The 24884-nt window shown below is 26.5% G+C and carries 16 protein-coding genes; 5 read left to right on the top strand and 11 right to left on the bottom strand.

The genetic code is table 11. The features are described 5' to 3' along the window. Window positions 1–50 precede the first annotated feature (50 nt). Together tssM and FBF06_RS05750 are read left to right on the top strand one after the other, a co-directional pair. Window positions 51–3578 (top strand): type VI secretion system membrane subunit TssM, encoded by a 3528-nt coding sequence (tssM, locus tag FBF06_RS05755; RefSeq protein ID WP_002902236.1) that lies wholly within the window; start codon window positions 51–53, stop codon window positions 3576–3578. After that, on the top strand, window positions 3575–4474 hold the full coding sequence (locus FBF06_RS05750; protein WP_002882780.1) for an FHA domain-containing protein: 900 nt from the start codon (window positions 3575–3577) through the stop codon (window positions 4472–4474). The genes tssM and FBF06_RS05750 overlap by 4 nt, the downstream gene beginning before the upstream one ends. A 3-nt stretch (window positions 4475–4477) precedes the next feature. Here FBF06_RS05750 and FBF06_RS05745 read toward each other — a convergent pair whose 3' ends face one another. From FBF06_RS05745 to FBF06_RS05690, 11 genes are all read right to left on the bottom strand, one after another. Next, window positions 4478–5746, bottom strand: coding sequence for a hypothetical protein (locus FBF06_RS05745; protein WP_168977576.1), 1269 nt, complete (start codon window positions 5744–5746; stop codon window positions 4478–4480). 18 nt (window positions 5747–5764) lie between these two features. After that, window positions 5765–9697 (bottom strand): hypothetical protein, encoded by a 3933-nt coding sequence (locus FBF06_RS05740; protein WP_168977575.1) that lies wholly within the window; start codon window positions 9695–9697, stop codon window positions 5765–5767. Between the two features lie 44 nt (window positions 9698–9741). Beyond that, the gene (locus FBF06_RS05735; protein WP_002799324.1) at window positions 9742–10488 is read right to left on the bottom strand and encodes a hypothetical protein; all 747 of its coding nucleotides are present in this window, start codon (window positions 10486–10488) and stop codon (window positions 9742–9744) included. After that, window positions 10478–12916, bottom strand: a complete 2439-nt coding sequence (locus FBF06_RS09835) for a hypothetical protein (RefSeq protein ID WP_248276702.1) — start codon at window positions 12914–12916, stop codon at window positions 10478–10480. The genes FBF06_RS05735 and FBF06_RS09835 overlap by 11 nt, the downstream gene beginning before the upstream one ends. A gap of 62 nt (window positions 12917–12978) precedes the next feature. Then, window positions 12979–13482, bottom strand: coding sequence for a hypothetical protein (locus tag FBF06_RS05720; RefSeq protein ID WP_052804317.1), 504 nt, complete (start codon window positions 13480–13482; stop codon window positions 12979–12981). Continuing rightward, window positions 13483–15015: a DUF6402 family protein gene (locus FBF06_RS05715; protein WP_168977574.1), complete on the bottom strand. Its 1533-nt coding sequence runs from the start codon at window positions 15013–15015 to the stop codon at window positions 13483–13485. Window positions 15016–15156: 141 nt separating this feature from the next. Beyond that, a complete protein-coding gene (locus FBF06_RS05710) occupies window positions 15157–15474 on the bottom strand; it encodes a hypothetical protein (protein WP_042635852.1) in 318 nt (105 codons plus the stop codon). Between the two features lie 7 nt (window positions 15475–15481). Beyond that, window positions 15482–17023, bottom strand: coding sequence for an Mbeg1-like protein (locus FBF06_RS05705; RefSeq protein WP_168977573.1), 1542 nt, complete (start codon window positions 17021–17023; stop codon window positions 15482–15484). A 256-nt stretch (window positions 17024–17279) separates the two neighbouring features. Continuing rightward, a complete protein-coding gene (locus FBF06_RS05700) occupies window positions 17280–17672 on the bottom strand; it encodes a hypothetical protein (RefSeq protein WP_002902280.1) in 393 nt (130 codons plus the stop codon). Continuing rightward, window positions 17669–18205 carry a hypothetical protein gene (locus FBF06_RS05695; RefSeq protein ID WP_002902277.1) on the bottom strand — a complete coding sequence of 179 codons (537 nt, stop codon included), beginning with the start codon at window positions 18203–18205 and terminating at the stop codon, window positions 17669–17671. Before FBF06_RS05695 ends, FBF06_RS05700 begins: the two co-directional genes overlap by 4 nt. Then, window positions 18206–19198, bottom strand: coding sequence for an Mbeg1-like protein (locus FBF06_RS05690; RefSeq protein WP_168977572.1), 993 nt, complete (start codon window positions 19196–19198; stop codon window positions 18206–18208). Between the two features lie 491 nt (window positions 19199–19689). Here FBF06_RS05690 and FBF06_RS05680 point away from each other — a divergent pair, with 491 nt between their 5' ends. From FBF06_RS05680 to FBF06_RS05670, 3 genes are all read left to right on the top strand, one after another. After that, entirely contained in the window at window positions 19690–20244 is a 555-nt protein-coding gene (locus FBF06_RS05680; RefSeq protein ID WP_168977571.1) for a lysozyme, read from the top strand. A gap of 58 nt (window positions 20245–20302) precedes the next feature. After that, window positions 20303–20662: a hypothetical protein gene (locus tag FBF06_RS05675; protein ID WP_002779560.1), complete on the top strand. Its 360-nt coding sequence runs from the start codon at window positions 20303–20305 to the stop codon at window positions 20660–20662. Between the two features lie 266 nt (window positions 20663–20928). After that, on the top strand, window positions 20929–24867 hold the full coding sequence (locus FBF06_RS05670; protein WP_168977570.1) for a hypothetical protein: 3939 nt from the start codon (window positions 20929–20931) through the stop codon (window positions 24865–24867). The last annotated feature ends 17 nt before the right edge of the window (window positions 24868–24884 follow it).

The following is a 24884-nucleotide window of genomic DNA, read 5'->3' as shown; positions in this document are numbered from 1 at the left end:
TTGCAAAATATTTGCATATTAATTTGTTTTTACTTTACTAAGGAATAATGATGTTTAAAAAAATATTTGATTTTGTGAAATCAAGATTATTTATAACTGCTTTTTTGCTTTGTTGTATTTTTCTTTTGAGTATTTTATTTTGGTTTTGGGGTTCTTTAGTAGCTTTTAATGACATATATATTTTTAGTAGTTCATTTTTAAGATTTAGTATTATTTTGATAATTTGGCTTATTGTTTTTTTGTTTTTTTTATTAAAGCCTATTATAAATTTTATATCTTCTTTAAAAAGTGAAAAAAGATTAAAATTTAAAGTCCTAAAAAAAGAAGCTGATGAGTTCATTTACAAATCTAAAAGAAACTTCTTTTTATCTCTTAAAGATGCCAAAGAAACATGGAAGAATGATTTAAAAACAAAAAATTTACCCTTAATTATCATCATAGGAAATGAAGGAGCTGGAAAAAGCACTTTTATTAATTATTCTGACATCGAATACCCACTCAGTGATAGTTTAGAGTCTTATAAAAAATTCCATAAGTCTACTAGAAATTTTGCACTTTATGTATCAAAAAAAGGTGCTTTGTTAGATACAGAAGGAAACTATTTTTCACAAGAAGAATTTTTTAAGCCTACAAGTAGCGATGAAATACCCGAAGATGATATAGATAAAAATAGAGATTTTTTAATTAAAAAAAATATATGGAAAAAATTCCTTACTTTTCTCAATAAAAATTTTTTTCATAGCAAACTAAATGGAATTATTTTAGTTGTTGACACTGTAATTTTCTTAAATAATCCTAAGGAGTATTCCAAAAATCTTATTAGATATCTAACAAAAAGAGTAAATGAATGTGAAAAAACTTTAAATTTAAAACTGCCTATTTATATAGTTTTTTCAAAACTCGACTTGATCGAAGGCATGAAAGAGTATTTTGATATTTTCGATAAAAAAATTTCAGATAAAATTTTAGGATTATCTTTTGATAAAATCTTAAGTGAAGAATTTTTAAATAATGAATTTAAAGAATTAAGTGATTCATTATTATGTTCCTTGATGAGTAAAAACTCCCATATTTATAATATAGAAAATAAAAATAAAAGCTACTTATTTTTAAAACAACTTGATAATTTATTTGCATTAGCAAAGACTTTTATTTTGGAAGTGCAAGAAGAAAATAAGCTTAAAAATAATTCTTATCTTAGAGGAGTTTATTTTGTTAGTGCCTATCAAGAAAATATTCCTAGAAATTTCTTACTCGATGCCATATGTGAGAAATATAACTGCAAAAAAGTATTATCAAAATCCAATATTATACATAATAAACAAAGCTATTTTGTTAAATCACTGCTCGAAGATTTAATTTTTACAGATTATTCTTTAAGCACTATGAAATCTTATTCTAAAAAATTATCTTTTTTAATTATAATTTTAATCATAAGCTTTGGAACATATGCTATATCTTCTTATTTTATAAGTAAAAATAATAAAGAATTCGAAAAAAGCCAAAACACCTTAAGATCTTTACAATTGCTTCTTAAAGATCAAGATTATCAAAATTTAAATATTAAACAAAAAGCTGACTTCTTAATTGAATTGAGAAATATTTTAAATACTTATCCTGAACTTTGGCAAGATAATAATATATTTCAATATTTAAATCTAAATCTCTCATACAAAGGATTTAAAGAAGCTAAACAACTTTATTATAAACTGAATGAAGATGTGTTAAAAAATACTTTATTAAAAGAAATGGAATATACTTTACTTACCGATACAAATAAAGAAAATTTAATCAAAACATTATATATGTATAGATCTTTGTTTGAACAAAAATATTTTAATAAAGAAATACTAAAAATTTGGATTAACGAGAATTGGAATACTTTAAGTAAGTATTCAATCTCTAAAGATGACTTTCTAGAAGGGGTGGATGAGCTTAAACAATTTAATCTTAAATCTTTTACAGAAGATGAAAACAGTATACATACAGGAAAAAGAAAACTTGAGAGTATAAGTAGAACTCAAAGAATTTACATTCTTCTTAATTTTTTAAATAGCGATAAACCTAAAGAAAAATATCTTATAAAAGAGGATTTAGGTTTTGCTGCAAATAGTGTATTTTCAAATAATTCTCAAATAACTTCTATAGATAAAATATATACAAAAGTTGGTATGATGGACTTTTTAAATGATTTAAATCAACAAGTTGACACCGCAATCAATATTGAATCTTGGATGCTAGATAACAATTTTAAAGAAAATAAAAACACTTTGACTATGGGTATTTTAAAATTATACTTAAGTGAATACCAAAATGCTTGGCAAAATCTACTCGCTTCATTGCAACCTGTTAGGTATAATACCAAAGAGGCAATGGTTAATGAGCTTAATATCTTATCAAAAAAAGAAAACCCTTTATATTCTTTGTTAAAAATTGTTAGTTCTAATACAAATTTAAATGATGCAGTTTTACTAACTCAAGCCTACAATTTAGGGTTAAATGCTGGGGAAATTAGATCAAATTTTATTGGGGTAAGCAATGCTTTCACACAATATCATAAGCTAGTAAACAAAAATACACTTTTGAGTGTTGGTAATATAGAAGTGGGCAAAGGCACTGATGATGAAAAAATATTAGATATTCTTAATACAAATATTACAAATATGTCCAATAAAATTATAGATTTTAGTTCTAATAATAACCAAAGTGCTGAAGAAAAAATTTCATATGCTCTTGGAGGCAATAAAGATGCCAATGATCCTTTTGCTGTATTTCAAATGAACATAAAAAAATTACCTAATGATTTAGAGAGATATTATAGTCAGCTTTCTAATTATTCGTGGAATTTTATAGAAAATCATGGTATTTCTTTATTTAATACTGCTTGGATTAATGAAGTGTATAATCCATTTGTTAATGATATTGCACCATATTATCCTTTTAATGATGAGAGTGTAGCAGATCTTAGTATGGATAGTTTTAAAACATTTTTTGGAAGAAATGGGACATTAAATAGTTTTTATAAAAAATACTTGAACAATGTTTTAGTAAAAAGAAAAAATAACTATTCTATCAATTCTCAATTTGCTTCAAAATTAAATTTCTCTAAAGAATTTTTAGATTTTATCACCAATGCAGGCAATCTCTCTAGTCTCATACTAAATGGTAATGATAATATAAAAGTTAATTTTACTATTCAAAGCCTTGATTTAAGTGCGGATTTTTCCTTTATAAAGCTTGGCTATGATAATAAAAATATCCAATACGATCATACTCTTAATCAAACCCTACAAATTGTAGCAGAAAAATTCAATAATGGAACAAGTTTAAATTTTACAGCCTATAACTACTCTAATCCTAATTTAAATTATACAAAATCATATAAAGGAGAATGGGCATGGTATAAGTTTATAAAAGATAATAAAAGTAATTCTATATACAGCATTATATTTAACAATAATAAAAACTTATATTTTGACTTTGAAATTATTAACGGTGCTAGTGAATTAAATAATATAGTTTATATTTTAAACAATCTTAAAATAGTAGAAAATATTACAGGGGTAAATAAACAATGATAGAAAAAGAAGAGATAGGAATTGCTATTGAGAATTATGACGAATGTATTAGTGGTTCTAAAACATTTGTATTTAACACAAAGGGTGGAACTATAGGAAGCGGTGATGATTGCACTTTTCGTATTCAAGATAAACTAGAACAAATCAAAAATACCCATGCCATAGTATCTTATGAAGAAGGATCTTTTACAATTGCGGCTTTTGAAGATTCTGACATTTATTATAATAAGTCCTTTTCTAGAATGCCAAGTGGCTATGAAATAATAATCAGCATAGGCGATATTTTTAAAATCGGTAATTTAGAATTTAGATTTGTGGATGCAAAAAGCATTGAAGCAAGCATTAAAGAAAATAAAAAATACTTAGAAGATATTGAAAAACGCAATCATTTTGATGAAATTGAAATTAAACCTAGAGGAAAAACAAGTATAAATTTTGACAAAAACAAAGAGTTAAAAGAGATTTTAGAAAATAATGATTATAAATTTATCGAAGAAGAAAAGGCAGATGATAGCTTTTTAAAAGAAATAATTCAAAAAAATCCAAATTCATTAGAATATGAAAATGTTTTAAAAAGTTTGGTAAAAAATTTAAAAGATATTAAAACAAAACAACAAAGCTCTAAATTAAATAAAGATTATTCTTCTATTAGTATCAAAGATTTTGAAAGTATTATTAATAATATACCCTTAATCAAATCCACAAGATTGATCAATATTTTAGCCCTTAGCCTAATCGCAAAAGAATTATATACTCCAATATTTGAAGAAATGGAAGAAAATATGTTTATTAAATATATTGAAGCTGCCATACAAAACAATATCAAAGAAGATAAGATTCTTTTTGAAAATCTTACCATCAAAGCATTGGAAAAGTATATTAAAGATTTTGAGTGATTTTCACTCTTTTATATTATGCTCTTTAGCATAAGCTAGTATCTTAACTCTTAAATCCTCTGGAAAATTATATCTATATATAGCAGGAATTCTTGGGTCAAGAAGTCTATCAAGCTTATGTCTTTTATAAATAATTTCTAGTCTTTCAGGGCTATAGTATCTTGGAGCATTAGGATAGCCTTGAGGAGGAGTTAAGGCTGCTAGTTTGGCGCTTAATACTAGGGTATCCATAGTCAGTTTAGCAGATCTTTCATCTCTTTCGTTTCTAATATCTACATCAAATCTAGTTGCCATTCCATTTTTATATCCATCCATATAATGATCAAATTCTTTCCTGCTTTCAGAAGTAGAATCTATATCTCTTGGATCTTTTAATTTACCTTTTTCAATATCATCATATAAAGCCCAAATGATTCTACCTTCTTCATCAAGAGCAAATTTATATCGATTTAAATCAATCACCCAATCTACTCCTATAATCTCATCTAAAAAAGGAAGCATACCAAATTCATCTAATAAACTCTCATAATGATAATCGTGTAAATCGTAAATCATTTTTGCTCTAAGCTTATTCCAATGTTGCCCTGTAAGAAAAGAATTAGAACACAATACTGCTAAACCTAAACTTTTAAAAGCATTTTTATCTCCAAGTTGAGCTTGTAAAAACAATGCTTGTTGTTGTCTTGCTTTAAATCCTACGGCAGCTGTAGGACTAGCTTTAATATTTCCCAAAAGTAAAGCAGACAATTCCCATTCATTAAAGAAAGAATAAGATTTTAATGTTCCACGATGAGAACTTACTTCATCGTAAATATAGGCATAATCTTCATTAACCAATCTTCCTTTTTCATCTACATTAGCATAAGCATCATAGGGTATATCTATAACCACAGATCTTAATCCACTTCTTATTGCTAAATATTTATATCTTTCTCTTTTGGTTTTTAAAGATTTATAATAAGCTTTTTCTGCTTTAGTCCAAGGAGCTATAGCTCCTTTTATAGGATCTTTTAAATAAATACTTTGCCATTCTTTAAATTCAAGTAAAGTAGAACTTTGCCCTGTATAAAAGTTAGGATCTAGGTATTGGGGTTTATAGTCTTTGTAGGGGGAGTTTCGTTTAATGTTGTGTGCTTCAAACAAAGCTTTGGAATATTCTTCGGTATAGTTGCCTGTGGGCTTAACATTTTCTTTAAAGAGTATTTTATTGGTATCTTTTTCCACATCTAATGCTAATCCATTGGGTGTATAAATCTCATAAGTTTCACTCATTATCTATCCTTTCTTAATTTATCCCATATATAAACCATCTTCTATGATTATGGTAGTGGCTAGTCTGCCTATGAAATTAGGCGGTAATTTTTGGGATTGTTTGTTTTTAGTTACACTTTCTATATCCTCCTCGTTTCCTTCTTCATTGTCTTTGTTTTTCAAGCTTTCTTCATTTCCATTTATCCCCATATACATAGCCTTAAGATTGTTTTGTCCTATGATATTGAGTTTTTCTAGTAATCTTCTGGTTTTATTTTTATCTTCTATATATCTTCCTGTTTTATCTTTACTTGTATTGTAAAGTCCATTAGCAAAATCTTGTAAAATTTGTAAAGCTTCATTGTAAGCATGAATAGGACTATCTTCATCCTTTTTAAAAGCACTAATTTGCTTTTCTTTATTTCTAAACTCTTTAAACAAAGGATGATTACAAGGAAGTTGATATATAGTGCATTTTTTAAGTTCTAAAGATTTTAACTCTTTAAAATAAAAAGTATAATCATCTATAATATATTTTTGTTCTTTTATATCCTCTAAAGCAGTTGCATTTCTTTTCTCATCTATAATCAAATAAGATAAAAGTCTTTTTAAAAGAAATTCTTTATTTTCTTCAAGCTTTTGATCTATTTCATAATGAAAGGAAAAATGAGTGTCAAAAACTCCTGTGCAAAGATCTATGCCATAAAAAATTTTCTTTAAATCAAAGCTAATGAATTTCGAATTGATTGCAAAAGGATAAGTTATAAAATGATCTCTTATAACTGCTAAAGGAGAATCATCTTTAAAGGTGTAAAGCTGATAAACAATGCTTTCATATTGTTCTTGTAGGGCTTTAAAATTTGTTGGAAAGAGATAATTTAAAAAAATACCCACAAATTCTCCAGTCACAATAGAAGCAAGGTCAAGTTTATTTAGCTTAGCATAAGTATAAATAGTATATTTTTGAGTTTGTATATCTATGCTATGCATAAGAGCAATTTTAGATATATTGCTTTCTTGATTAGAGTATATAAATAATTGTTTCATATATTTATCACTCCAATAAATCTTAATTTGTTTTTCATTAAAGTATTCTTTTATCTTTGTGATAAATAGATTTAAACCGGATGTATTTTTTTGTATTATTAAATTGGATTTTATCTCTTGTGCTAAAATCATTTGGATTTTAGTATGAATTAATTCTTTTTCTATTTGTTGCAAGCGTGCTTTTATTATTAAATTAGATTTTATGTGTATATGATATATACTATTCTTTTTTGGAGGTGCAAAAATACCAAGCTGTTCTTTAAAAAATTCTTTAAATCCTTCTTTGTTTATTTTAATACAAGCTTGAATAACATATTCTATTGTTTTTAAAAAATTAAAATCCCACAACATTTGAGCTGTAAAGCTGATAAAAGGACTAGCGCTTAATAAAATTTTTAACATTGCATAAGTAAATATTTCACTTGTTTTTTGTTCTTTTGCCTTATTTAAATATTCTTTTCCATACATCTGTTCCAAAAGCTTTGATAAATCTGATATTTGTTTCTCTATATCCATCCATGCAACAAAAGCTCGTTGCGTTTCTTCGTCTAAATTCATAAATTCTTTAATGCATTTTTGTTCATCTAAATAATACATTTGCTTTAATTTGATTATTTTTTTATCTAATGTATTTGTTGTATCTAAATCTTTTGATAATTCATTAAAAAAATCATCTATAGTTATCGAACTATCATTTTCCACAAAAGAATAATCTTTTTTGTCAAGTATTTTTAATAATTGCGATACAACTTCATATGCTGTAATATTTGTTGGCTCATTATTTACATATATTGGACATTCATCTGTCCATAAAACATAAGTTTTATCTAAGTATTTTATATATACAAAATTACTGCCTCCATATTTTTTCAAATCCAAATTGATATTTGGAAAAATAAGCTTAGCTTGATACAAGACAAATGAAATGAATAAACATTCCATTAAAGAATAGTTCCCAAATGAAGATTTATCCGATTTTTCAAAAAACTCTTTTTTCAAAAAAGTTAAATATTGATGAGCTATCTTTTTTTCTTTTTCTATGATGGATTCTTTGGCTTCGTTTTGTTTAAAGAATTTTTTGATATAAAAATAAGGAAGCCATTTTTTATCATTTATTTTTTTATTGTAGTCAATATAAGCTAAAATGTTTATTCGTTCGCAATGTCGTAAATTTTCCGTCTTTTTTACTATTTCTATTATTGGCTCATTTTCTGATATTGCTAATTTTTCTTTAGCTGTTTTTGCGAATTCTGGTAGCTTCTGCGGTGTAGCAACAAAATTTGTTAAATATTTATAAACCTTTTGCATATCTTCATAAGCTTTTTTACTATTCTCATAAGCTTCTTTGGATATTTTCACAAAAGGGCTTAATTGTAAAATATAAGGTTCATTTTCATCTTGTGGCATTTCTATGCTATATTCGCTATAATCTCTTGTGCTGTCATAAGTTTTTTTTGAAGTATCAATATTTTTTTTAATTCTTCTGTATTTATCTTGTATATTATAGTTGGCGATTTCTTGAGTTAAACTTTCACTAAGTCCTGCATTGTATTTATTGGGGATATTTGAAATAATCAAATAATTTTTACTCATTTTAGTTGTATTTAAATCTATTTGTGCATTTTGATTTTTTTGTGCGAAAAATTCAGCTAGTTTACTTGAGTTAAAATTTGGACTTTCTATATAGGAAAAATAAATAAATTGTTTAATATCTTCTTGCAAATTCTTTAAAATAGCATTGTTTTTTAAATACAAATTAGATAATTTTTGCGTTGAAATGAAAGCGGGTAAATTGCTCGATTTTGAATCATTGGGTGTATTTTTATATCCCTTGTCTTTTTGTTCTGGGTTTAAAAAGATTTCACTAAAAATATTTTCAATGCTTTTTATTTCTTCGCTTAAAGTGATTTTATAAGCCAAATTCGAAGCGATATTGCTTTCATCACTTCCAAGATATAATCCAAAACCACTTAAATCAATAATTTCTTTTTTATTAATAATTAAAACACAAGATAACAAGCGAGAATTAATATAATGAATAAACATAGCACATCTAGTGGCTAAAAATGCGGCTAAAGGCGTTAAAAGTGTGCCATAATCTCTTTGAGCAAATTCATAATACTCGCTTGCAGAACCCATTAAAGAAAATAAACCAGCAGCCAAAATAGCTAATCCTGCCCCACCTGTAAGAACAGCTACCACTGTGGCTATTGCAACACCCGCTATAGCACTTAGTATGATTTTAATTTTTTCATATTCTTTTTCTTCGGCAAGTTTTTTAATGTGTTCTAACAACTCATTGATAAATTTTTCATAAGTATTTTTTAAAGTGGGACTTATGCTATTTTTGAAAAAATCCGATTCTATGACATTTCCAATCTTTTCTAAAACTTTTTTCTTAAAATCATCAAATTTCTCACTGCTTATATCATCAGGATCAATGTTTTCGATTAACTCGTCTAAGGTTGTTATATCTTCAGAATCTTTGGCTAGTTCTTTTAAAGTATTGATAAATTCGATACAAAGATTATTTTTATCTGTATGATAAAAAAGATTAAAATCTTTACCTTGTTTCTTGTCTTGAATTTCTTCTTCTAAGTCTTCTAAATAAACTTTAGTGCAAATTTCACTGCTTGATAAATCTTTTAAATTTACATTTTGTCCAGCATCAAGCTCATTAAGGGTATGGATATTTATTTCTATACTATTGTGATTATCACAAGTTTGTTTTAAAATTTCTAGTATTTCCATAGTCAATATTTGATTTTTAGATAGCATTTTTCTTTGATGAAAATCAATATTTTTTAATATAGCGTGTAAAATAGAAAAATTAGGATAAATAAAATCAATCTGTTTAACTTCTTTATTGTTGATTGTTAAATTTTTAATAGTTTGAATTAACTCTGTTTTAGAACTTATAAACATAAAAGATTCCTTATATAAAGCATTATTATATCATTTTTTATTTGCTAATATTTTTTGTCTCTATTAATCTCTCCTATCCATCTAAGCACATTGCCCTTATCATCAATCTCTACTTCTAAATCTTTGTATTTGTTGTAAAATTTAGGAGCTAAGATTTCTTGGAAGTATTTTGTGCCTTTTGGGGTTGTTGCTATCCAGATATTGTATTGTGACCAATATTGTGGTGTATCCCAAGAAACATCATTTAAAATAAGACTATATCCACCCTCGTCTAATGTTTCAGGATCGTCCAAATCTCTAATAAATTTGTCTTGATAAAAGAAATTATCTCTAAAATATATCCAAGCTTGATATTTATCTTCTTTATAATAAGATAAGTTTGAGGGATAATCTATTTTATTTCTATCTTCATCACAATAAGATCCAAAATCTATATAACCTGCTAGAAAAAGTTGCCCCAAGACATTAATATATTCACTTATATAGGTAGGTTTGGGTGTATTTAAATAAAATGGACTGCTAATATTATCGATGCTGTAAGTATCTAATAAAATTAAATTATTACATTCCCACCTTGAGACACCCATGCTTTTTCCACAAATAAGCAAAATATAATATTCAAATAGTTCTAAAATACCGACCTTATCTTTTAAATGAGATGATATAATTAAAGTTGGATTAGCATAATCATTCTCTAAAAGCTGGGTTTTTTTCCATATATCAAAATCTATATCAGGAAAAAAAATAGCACACTTTTCGTTTTCATCCCATTTTATATACCTATATTTCATTTTTTATCCCATTTTCTATATGTATTGTTTTAAGATTTCCTCTTGGCTTATTGGAATTTATCTCTATGGTCTCACCCCCGCTTTTAGAAGTTTTCTTATATTGTATAATAGTTTGATCATCTAGTTTTCTCATATAAATCGGCTGTCCGTATTTTTTATCTACTTTATTTTCAAACTCTTCAGAATTTTTAGTTAACTTTTTCCATAATTTGTCTAATTCCTCTTTATTTTCAACTATTCTCCTGCGTTTATCTCGAACATTTTTTGGCAGTTTATCTACTATCTGCAACACTTCATCTTTAGTCAATGTTCTGGGTTTTAAATACTCAGTATCTTTAAAAAATTTTAAAGCCGGAACAAATGTATAACTCACATCTTCCAAAGGTTTATCATTGAGTTCTAATTGACTAGGAAATACTATCTCAATAAACTCCCCACTGCCATCTTGTGTTTGTATTCTTATAACATTATCAGGGATAATTTCTTGAGTATTGTTTTCACTAACCCCATTTACCACCACAAATTTACAAACATAAAGCTCTTGTTTTCTATCTTCATCTTCTAAGATTTCATCTAGTCCTTGTGCGATTTGAAGTTTTAAATTTTGCATTTTAGCAGGAGTTAAAAAACTAAAATGATATTCGTTTAATTCTTTATTATCTTCTAGGGAATTTTTGATGATTTTATCATACTCATGTAGCTGTGTAAAATACCCTGCTCCTAAATCTTTATTTTTAAATTCCTTATAAGCACTTTTATAAACTTTAGCAATGTTTTTTGGGATAATAAAATAAAGTTTGATTAAATTAGTATCAAAGCTAAGATTTAGTTCTTTAAATTCATAATCTTTACTAAAGTCTTGTTTGAATTGATTAAGAATATTTATATCCTCTATATCTTTTAAATCTTTTAACTCTATATTAAATTCATTTAAATCCTTATTTTGTTCTTTTTTTTCATTATTGATTAAAAGATTATAGATAGGTAAATTATCTTTTTGAAATCTATCACTTTTATAATGAAGTCTTATTATAGGCTCTTTTAACTCTATTTGATTTTTACTTTGTTCTCCTAAGCCCTCTTTAGGATCAAAGCTGTGATCAAATTTAAACTTAGTAGGAGTAAAGCTTACTTTTAAAGCAAAGCCTTTATCTGTTTTACAAGCTGAGATGAGTTCTTGTAAGATTACATATTCATTATTGACTTTCTTTTGAGATAAGGATCCTTTTACATTAACAACTTTAGTACAAGGAACACTTACACCTGCTATAGTATTAGGACAAGCTACTATACTAGAGTTTAATAAATCACTTTCTAGCATTATAGGCACACCATCATCTTTAAAAGTTTTTCCTTTGTTTGATTTAAGTATGACTTTACCTCCATGGATACATTCTAGGTTTTGATTTTCTAAAAGAGCATGAAGTTTAGCTATAGCTTGTTTTTTATCTACTTGTGTGGTTTTTTGTTCTTTTAAAGTGTTTGAAATTAAGTCTTTATACTCTAAGCTTTGTTTGCTTAAACATTCTAATTTGATATTTAAAGAATTTTCTATAATAGAATAATTAAGCAAGCAAAGTTCATCATTTTTATAAAAGATACTAAGTCTTCCTAAACCACTGCTTTCATCTTTAGGAGAAAAATAATAACTAGGTGTATCTTGTTTTATAGTATTATCTTGATCTAATTCTCCAAAGTAAAAAGGATTGTTAGGAAGTTCATTTGAGCCTGTAAGGAGAGTGGAGTTTAGGAAGATTTTTATATCTAAACTTTTAAAATCTATTTGATATTTTTCTTCTATGTCCTTTATATCCAAAACACTTCTATCTTTTGCAAAAATATCACAATGATTATCATAAATATGGATCAAATTTGACATAGAGATGAAAGAAGTATTGTTAGAATTATCTTGCAAATCTTGTAAATTTACTTTATCTAAGAATATGATTTTTATATTATTTGTCTTTAATACTATGGTATTGGTATTTTTATCATAAAATTGCTCTATGTTAAATACTTCGTTTAAAATTAAATTAACATCATTTTCCTTAGTATTAAAGCTTTGATTATTTAGATTATCTTGTAAGGAAATTTCTTTATTTAAATAGTCTTGGATATCTTTTATTTTTTCATTTCTTTTTTCTTTTAAAGTATTGATAGATTTATAAAGCCTTTTTCTAGCATCAAGATAGGTATCATTGAGCTTTTCTTTATCTAGGATGAAGATCTTTGTGAAAGTAGAATTATAGCCTAGATTGTTTATAGCGGTAGCTTGGGTGAAAAGCTCTTCTTGATTATAATTTATAGCTATGGAATTTTCACATTGATATAAGGCTTTTAAGTATGCTATGGATGAATTTTTATCTATTGTGTCTATTTCATCATTGTTTATAAAAGCAAGCCTTGTTATAAATAATTCTCTATCCATTTTTTTCTAAATATTTAAGATAAATGAATATTATATCAAATATATTAAATTTTTGATAGTCTTTAAAGATTTTCATATATCACATAAACACTTGAGATCAATATAGGAACATTACACACAAACCCTATAAGCCAACTTAATTTTTTGCGTTTTTCTCCTGTGCTATAACATTTAAATAAATAAGCTTGTAATAAACAAGGAAATATGATAAATGTGATTACTAAAAAAAACATAGTTGCAAAGGTTAAAAATTTAAAATAATTACGCACTCTATATTCTTGCGGTGATAATTTTTCAATTTCTGGAGGATCAAGTAATACAAGCGATTTATAAAATTCAAGATCATAGCTAAGATAAAATATGATAACAATAGCCATAAAAAAGATAATAAAAGATATTAAAAAATAAGATTTTACAAATTCTTTTATGTTAATTTTAATCCAATAATTTAAAATAGAAAAGACAACAAGAACACTTAAAGTTGTAAGATAAAATTTTATATTAGTAAAAGCAAGAATAAATCCAAATAAACCCCAAAAAATAGAAAGTATAATATCTTCTCCCATTTAAACTCCTGTATTATAAAGCACATTATAAGCTTCATCTTTAAAATCAAGTTTAGTGATAAAATCTTTACTATAAAGTCTAAAATCCAAACCATAAGGAGTGAATTTTTGATAGTCTTGATAATCTTGATTGTAAAGATAGTATTGTTTGGTTTTTGGAGATTGCAGAATTCTTTGAGGGCTTATTGAACAATCAATTTTATATCCATCTATTTCCCATTCAAGCCATTCTCTATAAGTTGCCATTTGATATAAAGAACCTTCTATGCTAAAAGTTTTCGTATTAAAATCCCAAGCTCCAACAGGTTGTCCTAGCTTGATAAAATTTCCCTCATCATCAAATTCATGTCCTTGATCTAAAAAATCAAAGCTATCATAAACATAAACAAGCATTTCATCAACGCGGTATGATACCTTTTCTCTATCTCCTTGAATTTCTTTTTTAATGCTTAATTTTGAAGGAACAAAATTAAAAGAAAATTTACCACTACAAGCATAAAGAGATAGATCTTGCATGAGTTCATCATAAGTTTGCTCTAAAGTCTCATATGTATTATAAGTAAGTCCAAATGGCGATGTCGCAAAAATAAATTTATCAAGTCTAGCATAAGAAAAATCTACCTTAAATTTCTCTGCAATATTTATACCTAAATTTTGCCAAATTTGTCTGAAAAACTCATCATCACCCACACCTATATATTGACAATTTAAAGTATCAAGCTCATAGGGCTTACAGTCTAAAATGCGTTTATAATCTTTTGAAATTTCATCATTTTCTTTAATGATGAAATAAGATTCTTCATTTTTATCGCTTCGATTTTCTTTTATATCGATCGCAAAATCAAATTTATATTCTCCTTGAGGTAAATTTTTTAATATCAAAATATTATGAGTTTTTTGTAAGATTATTTCTATTTGCTTTGTAAAATTTTGAGTGTATATGTCTTCTTTTGTATGAAATTTTTTACTTAGTCTTTTTATTATAGGAAAATGAGAATAAAACTTATCCCAATCTAGCGTAGTGTAAAATTTAATAGAACGCCTTTCTTCTCTTACTTCATTTGTTTTATTATCTACATGGCGCGAAAAACGCTCTGAATTTTGCCTTAGTCTTTTCATCTCTTGGGTTTGTGTGTTGTTTGGATAAGGGGTATAATGTAAAATAAGAGGTTCTATACCTTTACTTTGTAAGAAATTTTGTATTTCTTTTAGTCTTTGTTCTGCTTGGGGATTATTAGGCTTATTTTGTTTTACGGGGAGATGATAATTTTGTATTGTATCTATCTTAGGGCTATTTTGCCACAATACTTGAAGTTGATAGCTAATAGCCCAACCTAGTGTTGCTATTTCATTATTGCTTTTTTGATAGTATTTAAATTCATTATAACAACACTCTAATTCTGTAGGTAACACTGTTTCATCATATTGTAAAGTGCTAAAATTTATATTATTAATATAAATTTGGCTCTTTAAAGTTTCTTCATTAATATGTCCTACTGGAACAATGTTTTCCCAAAAAAGTTCTTCATCCATTATTTCATCCTATTGTTTTTATATTTTAGAAATTCCTTAAGCATGTTCTCATTTAAATTTATAGAATACCTAGTCCAGCACATTCTAGCATATTTATAAAGTTTCATATATTTGGCTTGTTTTCATATATTATTTTATCCTTTATGATTTGCATTTGAATTCATTACTAGGAGAAAAATAATAACTAGGTGTATCTTGTTTTATGGCATTATCTTGATCTAATTCTCCAAAGTAAAAAGGATTGTTAGGAAGTTCATTTGAGCCTGTAAGGAGGGTGGAGTTTAGGAAGATATAAGCTTGATAGTTTTGAAGTTCTTCAAAAGTAAAATCTGTCGTTGCTTCTAATTTATAAAGTTCATCATAAATACTTTGACAATCAATTATGCTTTTATTTTCACAAAACAAATAAATACTTTTTTTATCTTTATGAATAGAATATAAAAAGTCTTTACCTATCATAATTTTCCTAAATAATACCTATTTTAGCTTTTCCATTAAAATACAAAGCTTGTGATATTTTACAAACTCCACCTAAATATTGCTCATCCCAAATTTGATCTTTTATTTTATAACTTTTTGAATTATATCCATATATTTTTGTTATATTATTAATATTTTCAAGACATTTTATATCTTTATAAACCACAATGAAAATTCTAAATTCCCCAATGGCAATTTTATGAGCTAAGTTTTCTTGATTATTAATAAAGGAACAATCTTTTCTGTATTTATTAAAATCATTTTTATCAAGAATTAAAATGTATTTTTCTTTTTTTTGCACCTTTAAAATAAAATCTATGATTTTTGTTTGACTAATGGTAGGAGCTTTATAGCTTGCATAATAATTATCTCCAAGCTCTTCTAAAATACCATTTGTTTCTTGCATTATGGTGGCTATTAATGAAAGAAAATATTCAAAATGATTGATTTTTTCTGGAGAACTTCTAAAAAGTCCAAGAGGTCCATTTTTAAGAGCGAAATTTTTATTATTAATAGCATTATTTTTTAACACAAAAGTTTCTGTATAAATTTGAATATTTTTCATAAAATGATTAAGATACTCTATACACTCACTAAGGCTTTTATCTTTGACTTTGTTATAGTTAGCATCTAATTCTAAAAGATAGGAGTAGAAGTAAAGAGTTTGAGTTAGGGGGATTATGGAGTGAGAATCTTTACCCGTATAGATAGGCAGTCTATTGTGTGAGCCATATTGAGCAGAAGCGATGATATTTATACCACCGCTGTCATAGACACAATATACTTTTTGAGGATTTAAGACTTGCTCCATAATATTTTTATCTAATAATGCTGCCAAAGCCCGCATTAGCATATTATCAATCTCATCAATAGCAGGAGAATTAAAAGTATAGACTTGCGATGCCATAAATTTGATTGCATTAAATTGTGTATTTAAGCTCCTATCAATAGTATCGCAAAATTGCATTGCTATAACTGCTAAATATCCGCCTAAAGAATGCCCTATAAAAATAATATTATTTGAATCTACTTTGTTTAAAATAGGTGCTATGTCTAATAAAAATTGCTTTAAAGCATTAAGTTGAAAATCGCCCTTACCAAAGGTAAGCCCTATATCCGCCAAAGTATCCATACTCCAAAGTCCCTCTGTCCCCCTAAACCCTACTACAAACTTATCTTTTTCTTTATCATAAAACAAAGTAGCACTAAAGCCAGAAGCCGTATTTGGTTGGTGGAATTTAATCTCATATTTTTTAGCAAAGTTTTTAGCTTGAATCTCCCCAAATTCTCCATTAAGTGTCGGATATAGTGCAATGGAATCATCATAAATAAAATAATCTTTATATTTTTTAGATAAGGTCTTTGTATATTCTAAATTTTCTATATTGTCTTTATCTTTAGGGAATCTATTTTGCCCTATTTTATAACTATCCATTTCTCGCTCATCGTTATTGATATACATAAAGTTAAAATAACTTGCTTGGGCCAACTCGGCATAGTCTCTTAGATTGTTGATTAATTCTTTCATTTAGTCTCCTAAAGTTAATTTAGCACCAAAAACAGAGCAAATGCCAAAGGGTAATATAAAAACAATATTAAAAAATTCCTTAAATATTTTTTAATTCTTGTTATTCCAAAAAGCCATAGATTGGCTATCATTAGTGGAAAGACTATCCAACCAAGCATTATAAAAAACTCCTCAACCCTATTTGGATTATGTCCAACAATAGGAGATATAAACCAACCTACAACACATAATATAATCCAACAAATATAAAGTATTTTTAGAATCCGCATTCTGTTTCCCTAAACCACACCACGAAACCATCTTTGTGTGTATCATAGAACAAAGCAGCAGAAAAGCTTGACTCTGTATTTGTTTGATGGATTAATAAATCATATCTTTCAAAGAATTGTTTGGCTTGGAGTGGGGAGAATTCGCCATCAAATAAGGAATTATATTCCATATTGAGAATGTCGGTGTAGGTAGCTTTGGCATTTTGTACTTTTTCATCGCTTTTCTTTAAATCATTTATTTTTGCATATAAAGTTTTAAACTTATCTTTATCCTTTTCATCAAAGCTATATTGCTTGTCTATAAAGTCAAAATAACCATAACTAGCCCAAGCTAGTTCTGCATTGTCTCTAAGCTTTTTAATCTGTTCTTTATTGTTCATTTTATTTCCTTTTTAAAATAAGCAAAATTTTCATAATTTTCACGCCATTCAAGCTCATAAGAAGCAACACTCTTTGTTGTAAGATACTTCCTTCTATTATACCATTCTACATAGAAAAAAACTTTTTTTAATGGTAAAATTTCATTAGTAGTTTTATTTTTTTCTATGTCCAATCCTAGACTAAACGATAAACGCCCTTTGTCTCTATCTTCATTAAAACTATATAATTCTATATTTTCTCTTTGGATATATTGACTATTTGAAACATTGGCCATTCCTTTATTTCCCTGTAAAACTTCTTCAAAATTTGTGTTAAAATAAGCTAATAATTTATTATAGTATTCCTTGTCTATCTTACCACCATTAGACTGATATATTTTGGGTTCTAGCTTACACATCTCTTTAAATTCGTGATAACTCGGTTGTAGGCTATAAGGCACAAACCACCCCCAACCAAATATCATACTCCATATAATTATCAAAGAAAGTAGAATAAAACTTGATATTTTTAGAATCTTTTTAAGTCTTATCATTTATACACTCTCTTTAGATTCTATATTATTATAAGCAAGTTGTCTATAATATGGTGCAATATCTGCTAAGATAGGAATGGCATTAATATCAAGTGTCATCATTGTTGTATGAGTAGAAAGACTCATTGTTATCCCATAGTATTGACTTTGTTTTTCTTGGATTATCTTGTGTAATATCTCTCGTATCTTACTTTCTAAGAAAATATTATCTTTGCCTAAATCTCTTGCTCTATTTGCTATATTTTCTATTTCTTCTTTTATAAATCTTTCTTGTTGTTCTTTACTGTGAAATATAAAGAGTTTTACTATATAATCATAAGGAGGTGCTATCTTTCTAGCTCCAGGTGCATTATAAGTATATAAAGCTTTGATATTGTTTCTATTCCTATCATCACAGATACTTAAAGCAAAGAGTTGTGCTAGACAGCCTCCAAGAGAGTGTCCTGTAATAGTAAGAGAATCTTTTTCTTTGATTTGTGGATAATCTTTAATACAAGTTTCATAAAAGTTTAGCATATCATCATATTGGGCTTTAGGTATAGAGCCTATGGCTAAAGAAGCATCAGCTACAAACAAATCTTTGAAAGAACTCATTTCTGTTCCTCTAATGGCTAAAATATAATTGATATAGCCATATTCACTTGTATAGCTTTTTTCTTTAGTTTTACTATCAATTTGTTTTCTTTTTTCTCCAAATAAAGCAGCACTAAAGCCAGATCCCGTATTAGAGCAATGTTTTAACAAATCATAGCAAGAAAAGAATTGTTTAGCTTGGAGTGGGGAGAAGTCGCCATCGAGCTTGCCGATTTTAAATCCTCTTTCATCAATAATTTTAGAGTTTTTATAGGTAATATCTAAAACATTTTCAAAGGTAACAATTTTATCTTCATCTTTTATATCAAATTTATTATCAACATAATGAAAATATCCATAACTTGCCTGTGCAAGTTCTGCCATGTCCCTTAGTTTATTGATTTGTTGTTTATTATCCATATAATTCTCCTAATAAGCTTCTGCAATCTATTTCACCGTCAAGCTTTAATCTAAAATCCATATTACCCTCATTACCATAAATATTTGGTGCATAGTTTTTCCATATTGGTCTAAAATATATTTTATTAATATTTTTAAAAGTTAATGTTTTGTTATTTGGATTCTTATAATAAATATATATACCTAAATCTATTCTATTACTATAACCTATTTTTGCATAACCATTTTTTCCTATACTACCATCTAAACTCTTATCAAAAATAAGCTAAGATTCTATTATATTTTTCCTCACTTTTTGGATAATTATTTAATTTACATAACCTTCTAAATTCCCAATAGCTAGGATATAAAAAGGGGTATAAAATAATATAATTAAAATTATTGGTGATAATAGCACTAAAATCTTTTTATATTTTTTCATTCTATCACCTTGACTAGATGAAATCTTAGAAGATGAAGATAGAAAACAAGAGCTTTATGTTGGTAAATTTGTGGTGGTAAATGGGGTTAGTGAAAACAAAATAAAAGAAAATAAAGATGTAAATATAAATAATGGCACAAAATACACAAACACTACAAAAAGCAATAATATAAGTTCTAGTGAAAACAATACTCAAGAAAAAATCACTCATCTAAGCAATGATGGTCAAAATCTTTTAAAAAATATAGAGAAGCTAAGACTCAAACCTTATAATGATCAAAATGGAAAAGAAATTACTTCATATGTTAAAGGTGCAACTATCGGATATGGACATCTTATAGGGCAAAATGAATGGGATTTGTATAAAAATGGTATTACTTTACAAGAAGCGGATAAATTGTTTAAAAGCGATTTGTTACCCTTTGAAAATGCTGTAAAAAATTCAATAAACTCTTCCTTGGTACAGAATGAATTTGATGCCTTGGTTATATTATGTTTTAATATAGGGATTGATAATTTTAAAAACTCTTTTGTTGCTAAAATCATCAATGCAGAGAAAACGGGTTACAAAACATTAAAGGAAGCTTGGATGGCATGGAACAAAAGTCAAAATAAAGTAATGTAGGGACTAATTAATAGGAGAAATGCTGAATAAAGCTTTACACTCAAGGAGGTTATGAAAAATGGTAATTTTTAAAAATATATTATTGTTTTTATTTTTTAGTACTTATTTGTTAGCACAAGAGGATTTTACTCCACTAGAGCAATGTACCTATGAAAATGAAAAGTTTTGGATAAAAATTTTAAATCTATGTCCAGAGGGTAATATAACTTGTGATAAGGTTGTATATGTGGGTGTCAATAAAAATAATGGAAAATATATTGTCTTAAACGGTAAGTCTATTAGTGATGTAAATATGAATTTTAAAGGATATGTTTTTAAAAATGGTATTTATGAATACAATATTTTTAATAATTTTTTATATATTTCTAAAAACAAGCAGATTATACAAGAATATCGTCTGAAATTATGTGAAAAATAGACGCAACAAAGGCAGCAAGCAACAACAAATACCTAGAATATGTAAAAAGTTAAAAAGATACAATAAGAATTACAAGAAGTTTTTAAAGTTATAAAAATCCTAATTAATGAAATCTTAGCTCCTAAATTTTACAACAAATACAAAGATTTAGAAGTAGAGATTGATGATAAGGGCAATGTGCTTAGATGGATAGGAGAGATTAATAGAGACAAAAAATATTAGCAAATAAAAAATGATATAATAATGCTTTATATAAGGAATCTTTTATGTTTATAAGTTCTAAAACAGAGTTAATTCAAACTATTAAAAATTTAACAATCAACAATAAAGAAGTTAAACAGATTGATTTTATTTATCCTAATTTTTCTATTTTACACGCTATATTAAAAAATATTGATTTTCATCAAAGAAAAATGCTATCTAAAAATCAAATATTGACTATGGAAATACTAGAAATTTTAAAACAAACTTGTGATAATCACAATAGTATAGAAATAAATATCCATACCCTTAATGAGCTTGATGCTGGACAAAATGTAAATTTAAAAGATTTATCAAGCAGTGAAATTTGCACTAAAGTTTATTTAGAAGACTTAGAAGAAGAAATTCAAGACAAGAAACAAGGTAAAGATTTTAATCTTTTTTATCATACAGATAAAAATAATCTTTGTATCGAATTTATCAATACTTTAAAAGAACTAGCCAAAGATTCTGAAGATATAACAACCTTAGACGAGTTAATCGAAAACATTGATCCTGATGATATAAGCAGTGAGAAATTTGATGATTTTAAGAAAAAAGTTTTAGAAAAGATTGGAAATGTCATAGAATCGGATTTTTTCAAAAATAGCATAAGTCCCACTTTAAAAAATACTTATGAAAAATTTATCAATGAGTTGTTAGAACACATTAAAAAACTTGCCGAAGAAAAAGAATATGAAAAAATTAAAATCATACTAAGTGCTATAGCGGGTGTTGCAATAGCCACAGTGGTAGCTGTTCTTACAGGTGGGGCAGGATTAGCTATTTTGGCTGCTGGTTTATTTTCTTTAATGGGTTCTGCAAGCGAGTATTATGAATTTGCTCAAAGAGATTATGGCACACTTTTAACGCCTTTAGCCGCATTTTTAGCCACTAGATGTGCTATGTTTATTCATTATATTAATTCTCGCTTGTTATCTTGTGTTTTAATTATTAATAAAAAAGAAATTATTGATTTAAGTGGTTTTGGATTATATCTTGGAAGTGATGAAAGCAATATCGCTTCGAATTTGGCTTATAAAATCACTTTAAGCGAAGAAATAAAAAGCATTGAAAATATTTTTAGTGAAATCTTTTTAAACCCAGAACAAAAAGACAAGGGATATAAAAATACACCCAATGATTCAAAATCGAGCAATTTACCCGCTTTCATTTCAACGCAAAAATTATCTAATTTGTATTTAAAAAACAATGCTATTTTAAAGAATTTGCAAGAAGATATTAAACAATTTATTTATTTTTCCTATATAGAAAGTCCAAATTTTAACTCAAGTAAACTAGCTGAATTTTTCGCACAAAAAAATCAAAATGCACAAATAGATTTAAATACAACTAAAATGAGTAAAAATTATTTGATTATTTCAAATATCCCCAATAAATACAATGCAGGACTTAGTGAAAGTTTAACTCAAGAAATCGCCAACTATAATATACAAGATAAATACAGAAGAATTAAAAAAAATATTGATACTTCAAAAAAAACTTATGACAGCACAAGAGATTATAGCGAATATAGCATAGAAATGCCACAAGATGAAAATGAACCTTATATTTTACAATTAAGCCCTTTTGTGAAAATATCCAAAGAAGCTTATGAGAATAGTAAAAAAGCTTATGAAGATATGCAAAAGGTTTATAAATATTTAACAAATTTTGTTGCTACACCGCAGAAGCTACCAGAATTCGCAAAAACAGCTAAAGAAAAATTAGCAATATCAGAAAATGAGCCAATAATAGAAATAGTAAAAAAGACGGAAAATTTACGACATTGCGAACGAATAAACATTTTAGCTTATATTGACTACAATAAAAAAATAAATGATAAAAAATGGCTTCCTTATTTTTATATCAAAAAATTCTTTAAACAAAACGAAGCCAAAGAATCCATCATAGAAAAAGAAAAAAAGATAGCTCATCAATATTTAACTTTTTTGAAAAAAGAGTTTTTTGAAAAATCGGATAAATCTTCATTTGGGAACTATTCTTTAATGGAATGTTTATTCATTTCATTTGTCTTGTATCAAGCTAAGCTTATTTTTCCAAATATCAATTTGGATTTGAAAAAATATGGAGGCAGTAATTTTGTATATATAAAATACTTAGATAAAACTTATGTTTTATGGACAGATGAATGTCCAATATATGTAAATAATGAGCCAACAAATATTACAGCATATGAAGTTGTATCGCAATTATTAAAAATACTTGACAAAAAAGATTATTCTTTTGTGGAAAATGATAGTTCGATAACTATAGATGATTTTTTTAATGAATTATCAAAAGATTTAGATACAACAAATACATTAGATAAAAAAATAATCAAATTAAAGCAAATGTATTATTTAGATGAACAAAAATGCATTAAAGAATTTATGAATTTAGACGAAGAAACGCAACGAGCTTTTGTTGCATGGATGGATATAGAGAAACAAATATCAGATTTATCAAAGCTTTTGGAACAGATGTATGGAAAAGAATATTTAAATAAGGCAAAAGAACAAAAAACAAGTGAAATATTTACTTATGCAATGTTAAAAATTTTATTAAGCGCTAGTCCTTTTATCAGCTTTACAGCTCAAATGTTGTGGGATTTTAATTTTTTAAAAACAATAGAATATGTTATTCAAGCTTGTATTAAAATAAACAAAGAAGGATTTAAAGAATTTTTTAAAGAACAGCTTGGTATTTTTGCACCTCCAAAAAAGAATAGTATATATCATATACACATAAAATCTAATTTAATAATAAAAGCACGCTTGCAACAAATAGAAAAAGAATTAATTCATACTAAAATCCAAATGATTTTAGCACAAGAGATAAAATCCAATTTAATAATACAAAAAAATACATCCGGTTTAAATCTATTTATCACAAAGATAAAAGAATACTTTAATGAAAAACAAATTAAGATTTATTGGAGTGATAAATATATGAAACAATTATTTATATACTCTAATCAAGAAAGCAATATATCTAAAATTGCTCTTATGCATAGCATAGATATACAAACTCAAAAATATACTATTTATACTTATGCTAAGCTAAATAAACTTGACCTTGCTTCTATTGTGACTGGAGAATTTGTGGGTATTTTTTTAAATTATCTCTTTCCAACAAATTTTAAAGCCCTACAAGAACAATATGAAAGCATTGTTTATCAGCTTTACACCTTTAAAGATGATTCTCCTTTAGCAGTTATAAGAGATCATTTTATAACTTATCCTTTTGCAATCAATTCGAAATTCATTAGCTTTGATTTAAAGAAAATTTTTTATGGCATAGATCTTTGCACAGGAGTTTTTGACACTCATTTTTCCTTTCATTATGAAATAGATCAAAAGCTTGAAGAAAATAAAGAATTTCTTTTAAAAAGACTTTTATCTTATTTGATTATTGATGAGAAAAGAAATGCAACTGCTTTAGAGGATATAAAAGAACAAAAATATATTATAGATGATTATACTTTTTATTTTAAAGAGTTAAAATCTTTAGAACTTAAAAAATGCACTATATATCAACTTCCTTGTAATCATCCTTTGTTTAAAGAGTTTAGAAATAAAGAAAAGCAAATTAGTGCTTTTAAAAAGGATGAAGATAGTCCTATTCATGCTTACAATGAAGCTTTACAAATTTTACAAGATTTTGCTAATGGACTTTACAATACAAGTAAAGATAAAACAGGAAGATATATAGAAGATAAAAATAAAACCAGAAGATTACTAGAAAAACTCAATATCATAGGACAAAACAATCTTAAGGCTATGTATATGGGGATAAATAAGAAACAAGACAATTTACAAGAAAAAGAAGGTGATGAAGAGGAAAAAAATGAGGAATATACAGAAAGTGCAACTAAAAACAAACAATCCCAAAAATTACCGCCTAACTTCATAGGCAGATTAGCTACTACTATAATCATAGAAGATGGTTTATATATGGGATAAATTAAGAAAGGATAAAT

It is taken from the genome of Campylobacter sp. CFSAN093227 (genome assembly GCF_012897855.1).
Lineage (GTDB): Bacteria > Campylobacterota > Campylobacteria > Campylobacterales > Campylobacteraceae > Campylobacter_D > Campylobacter_D jejuni.
This window is presented reverse-complemented; position numbering and strand designations above follow the sequence as displayed.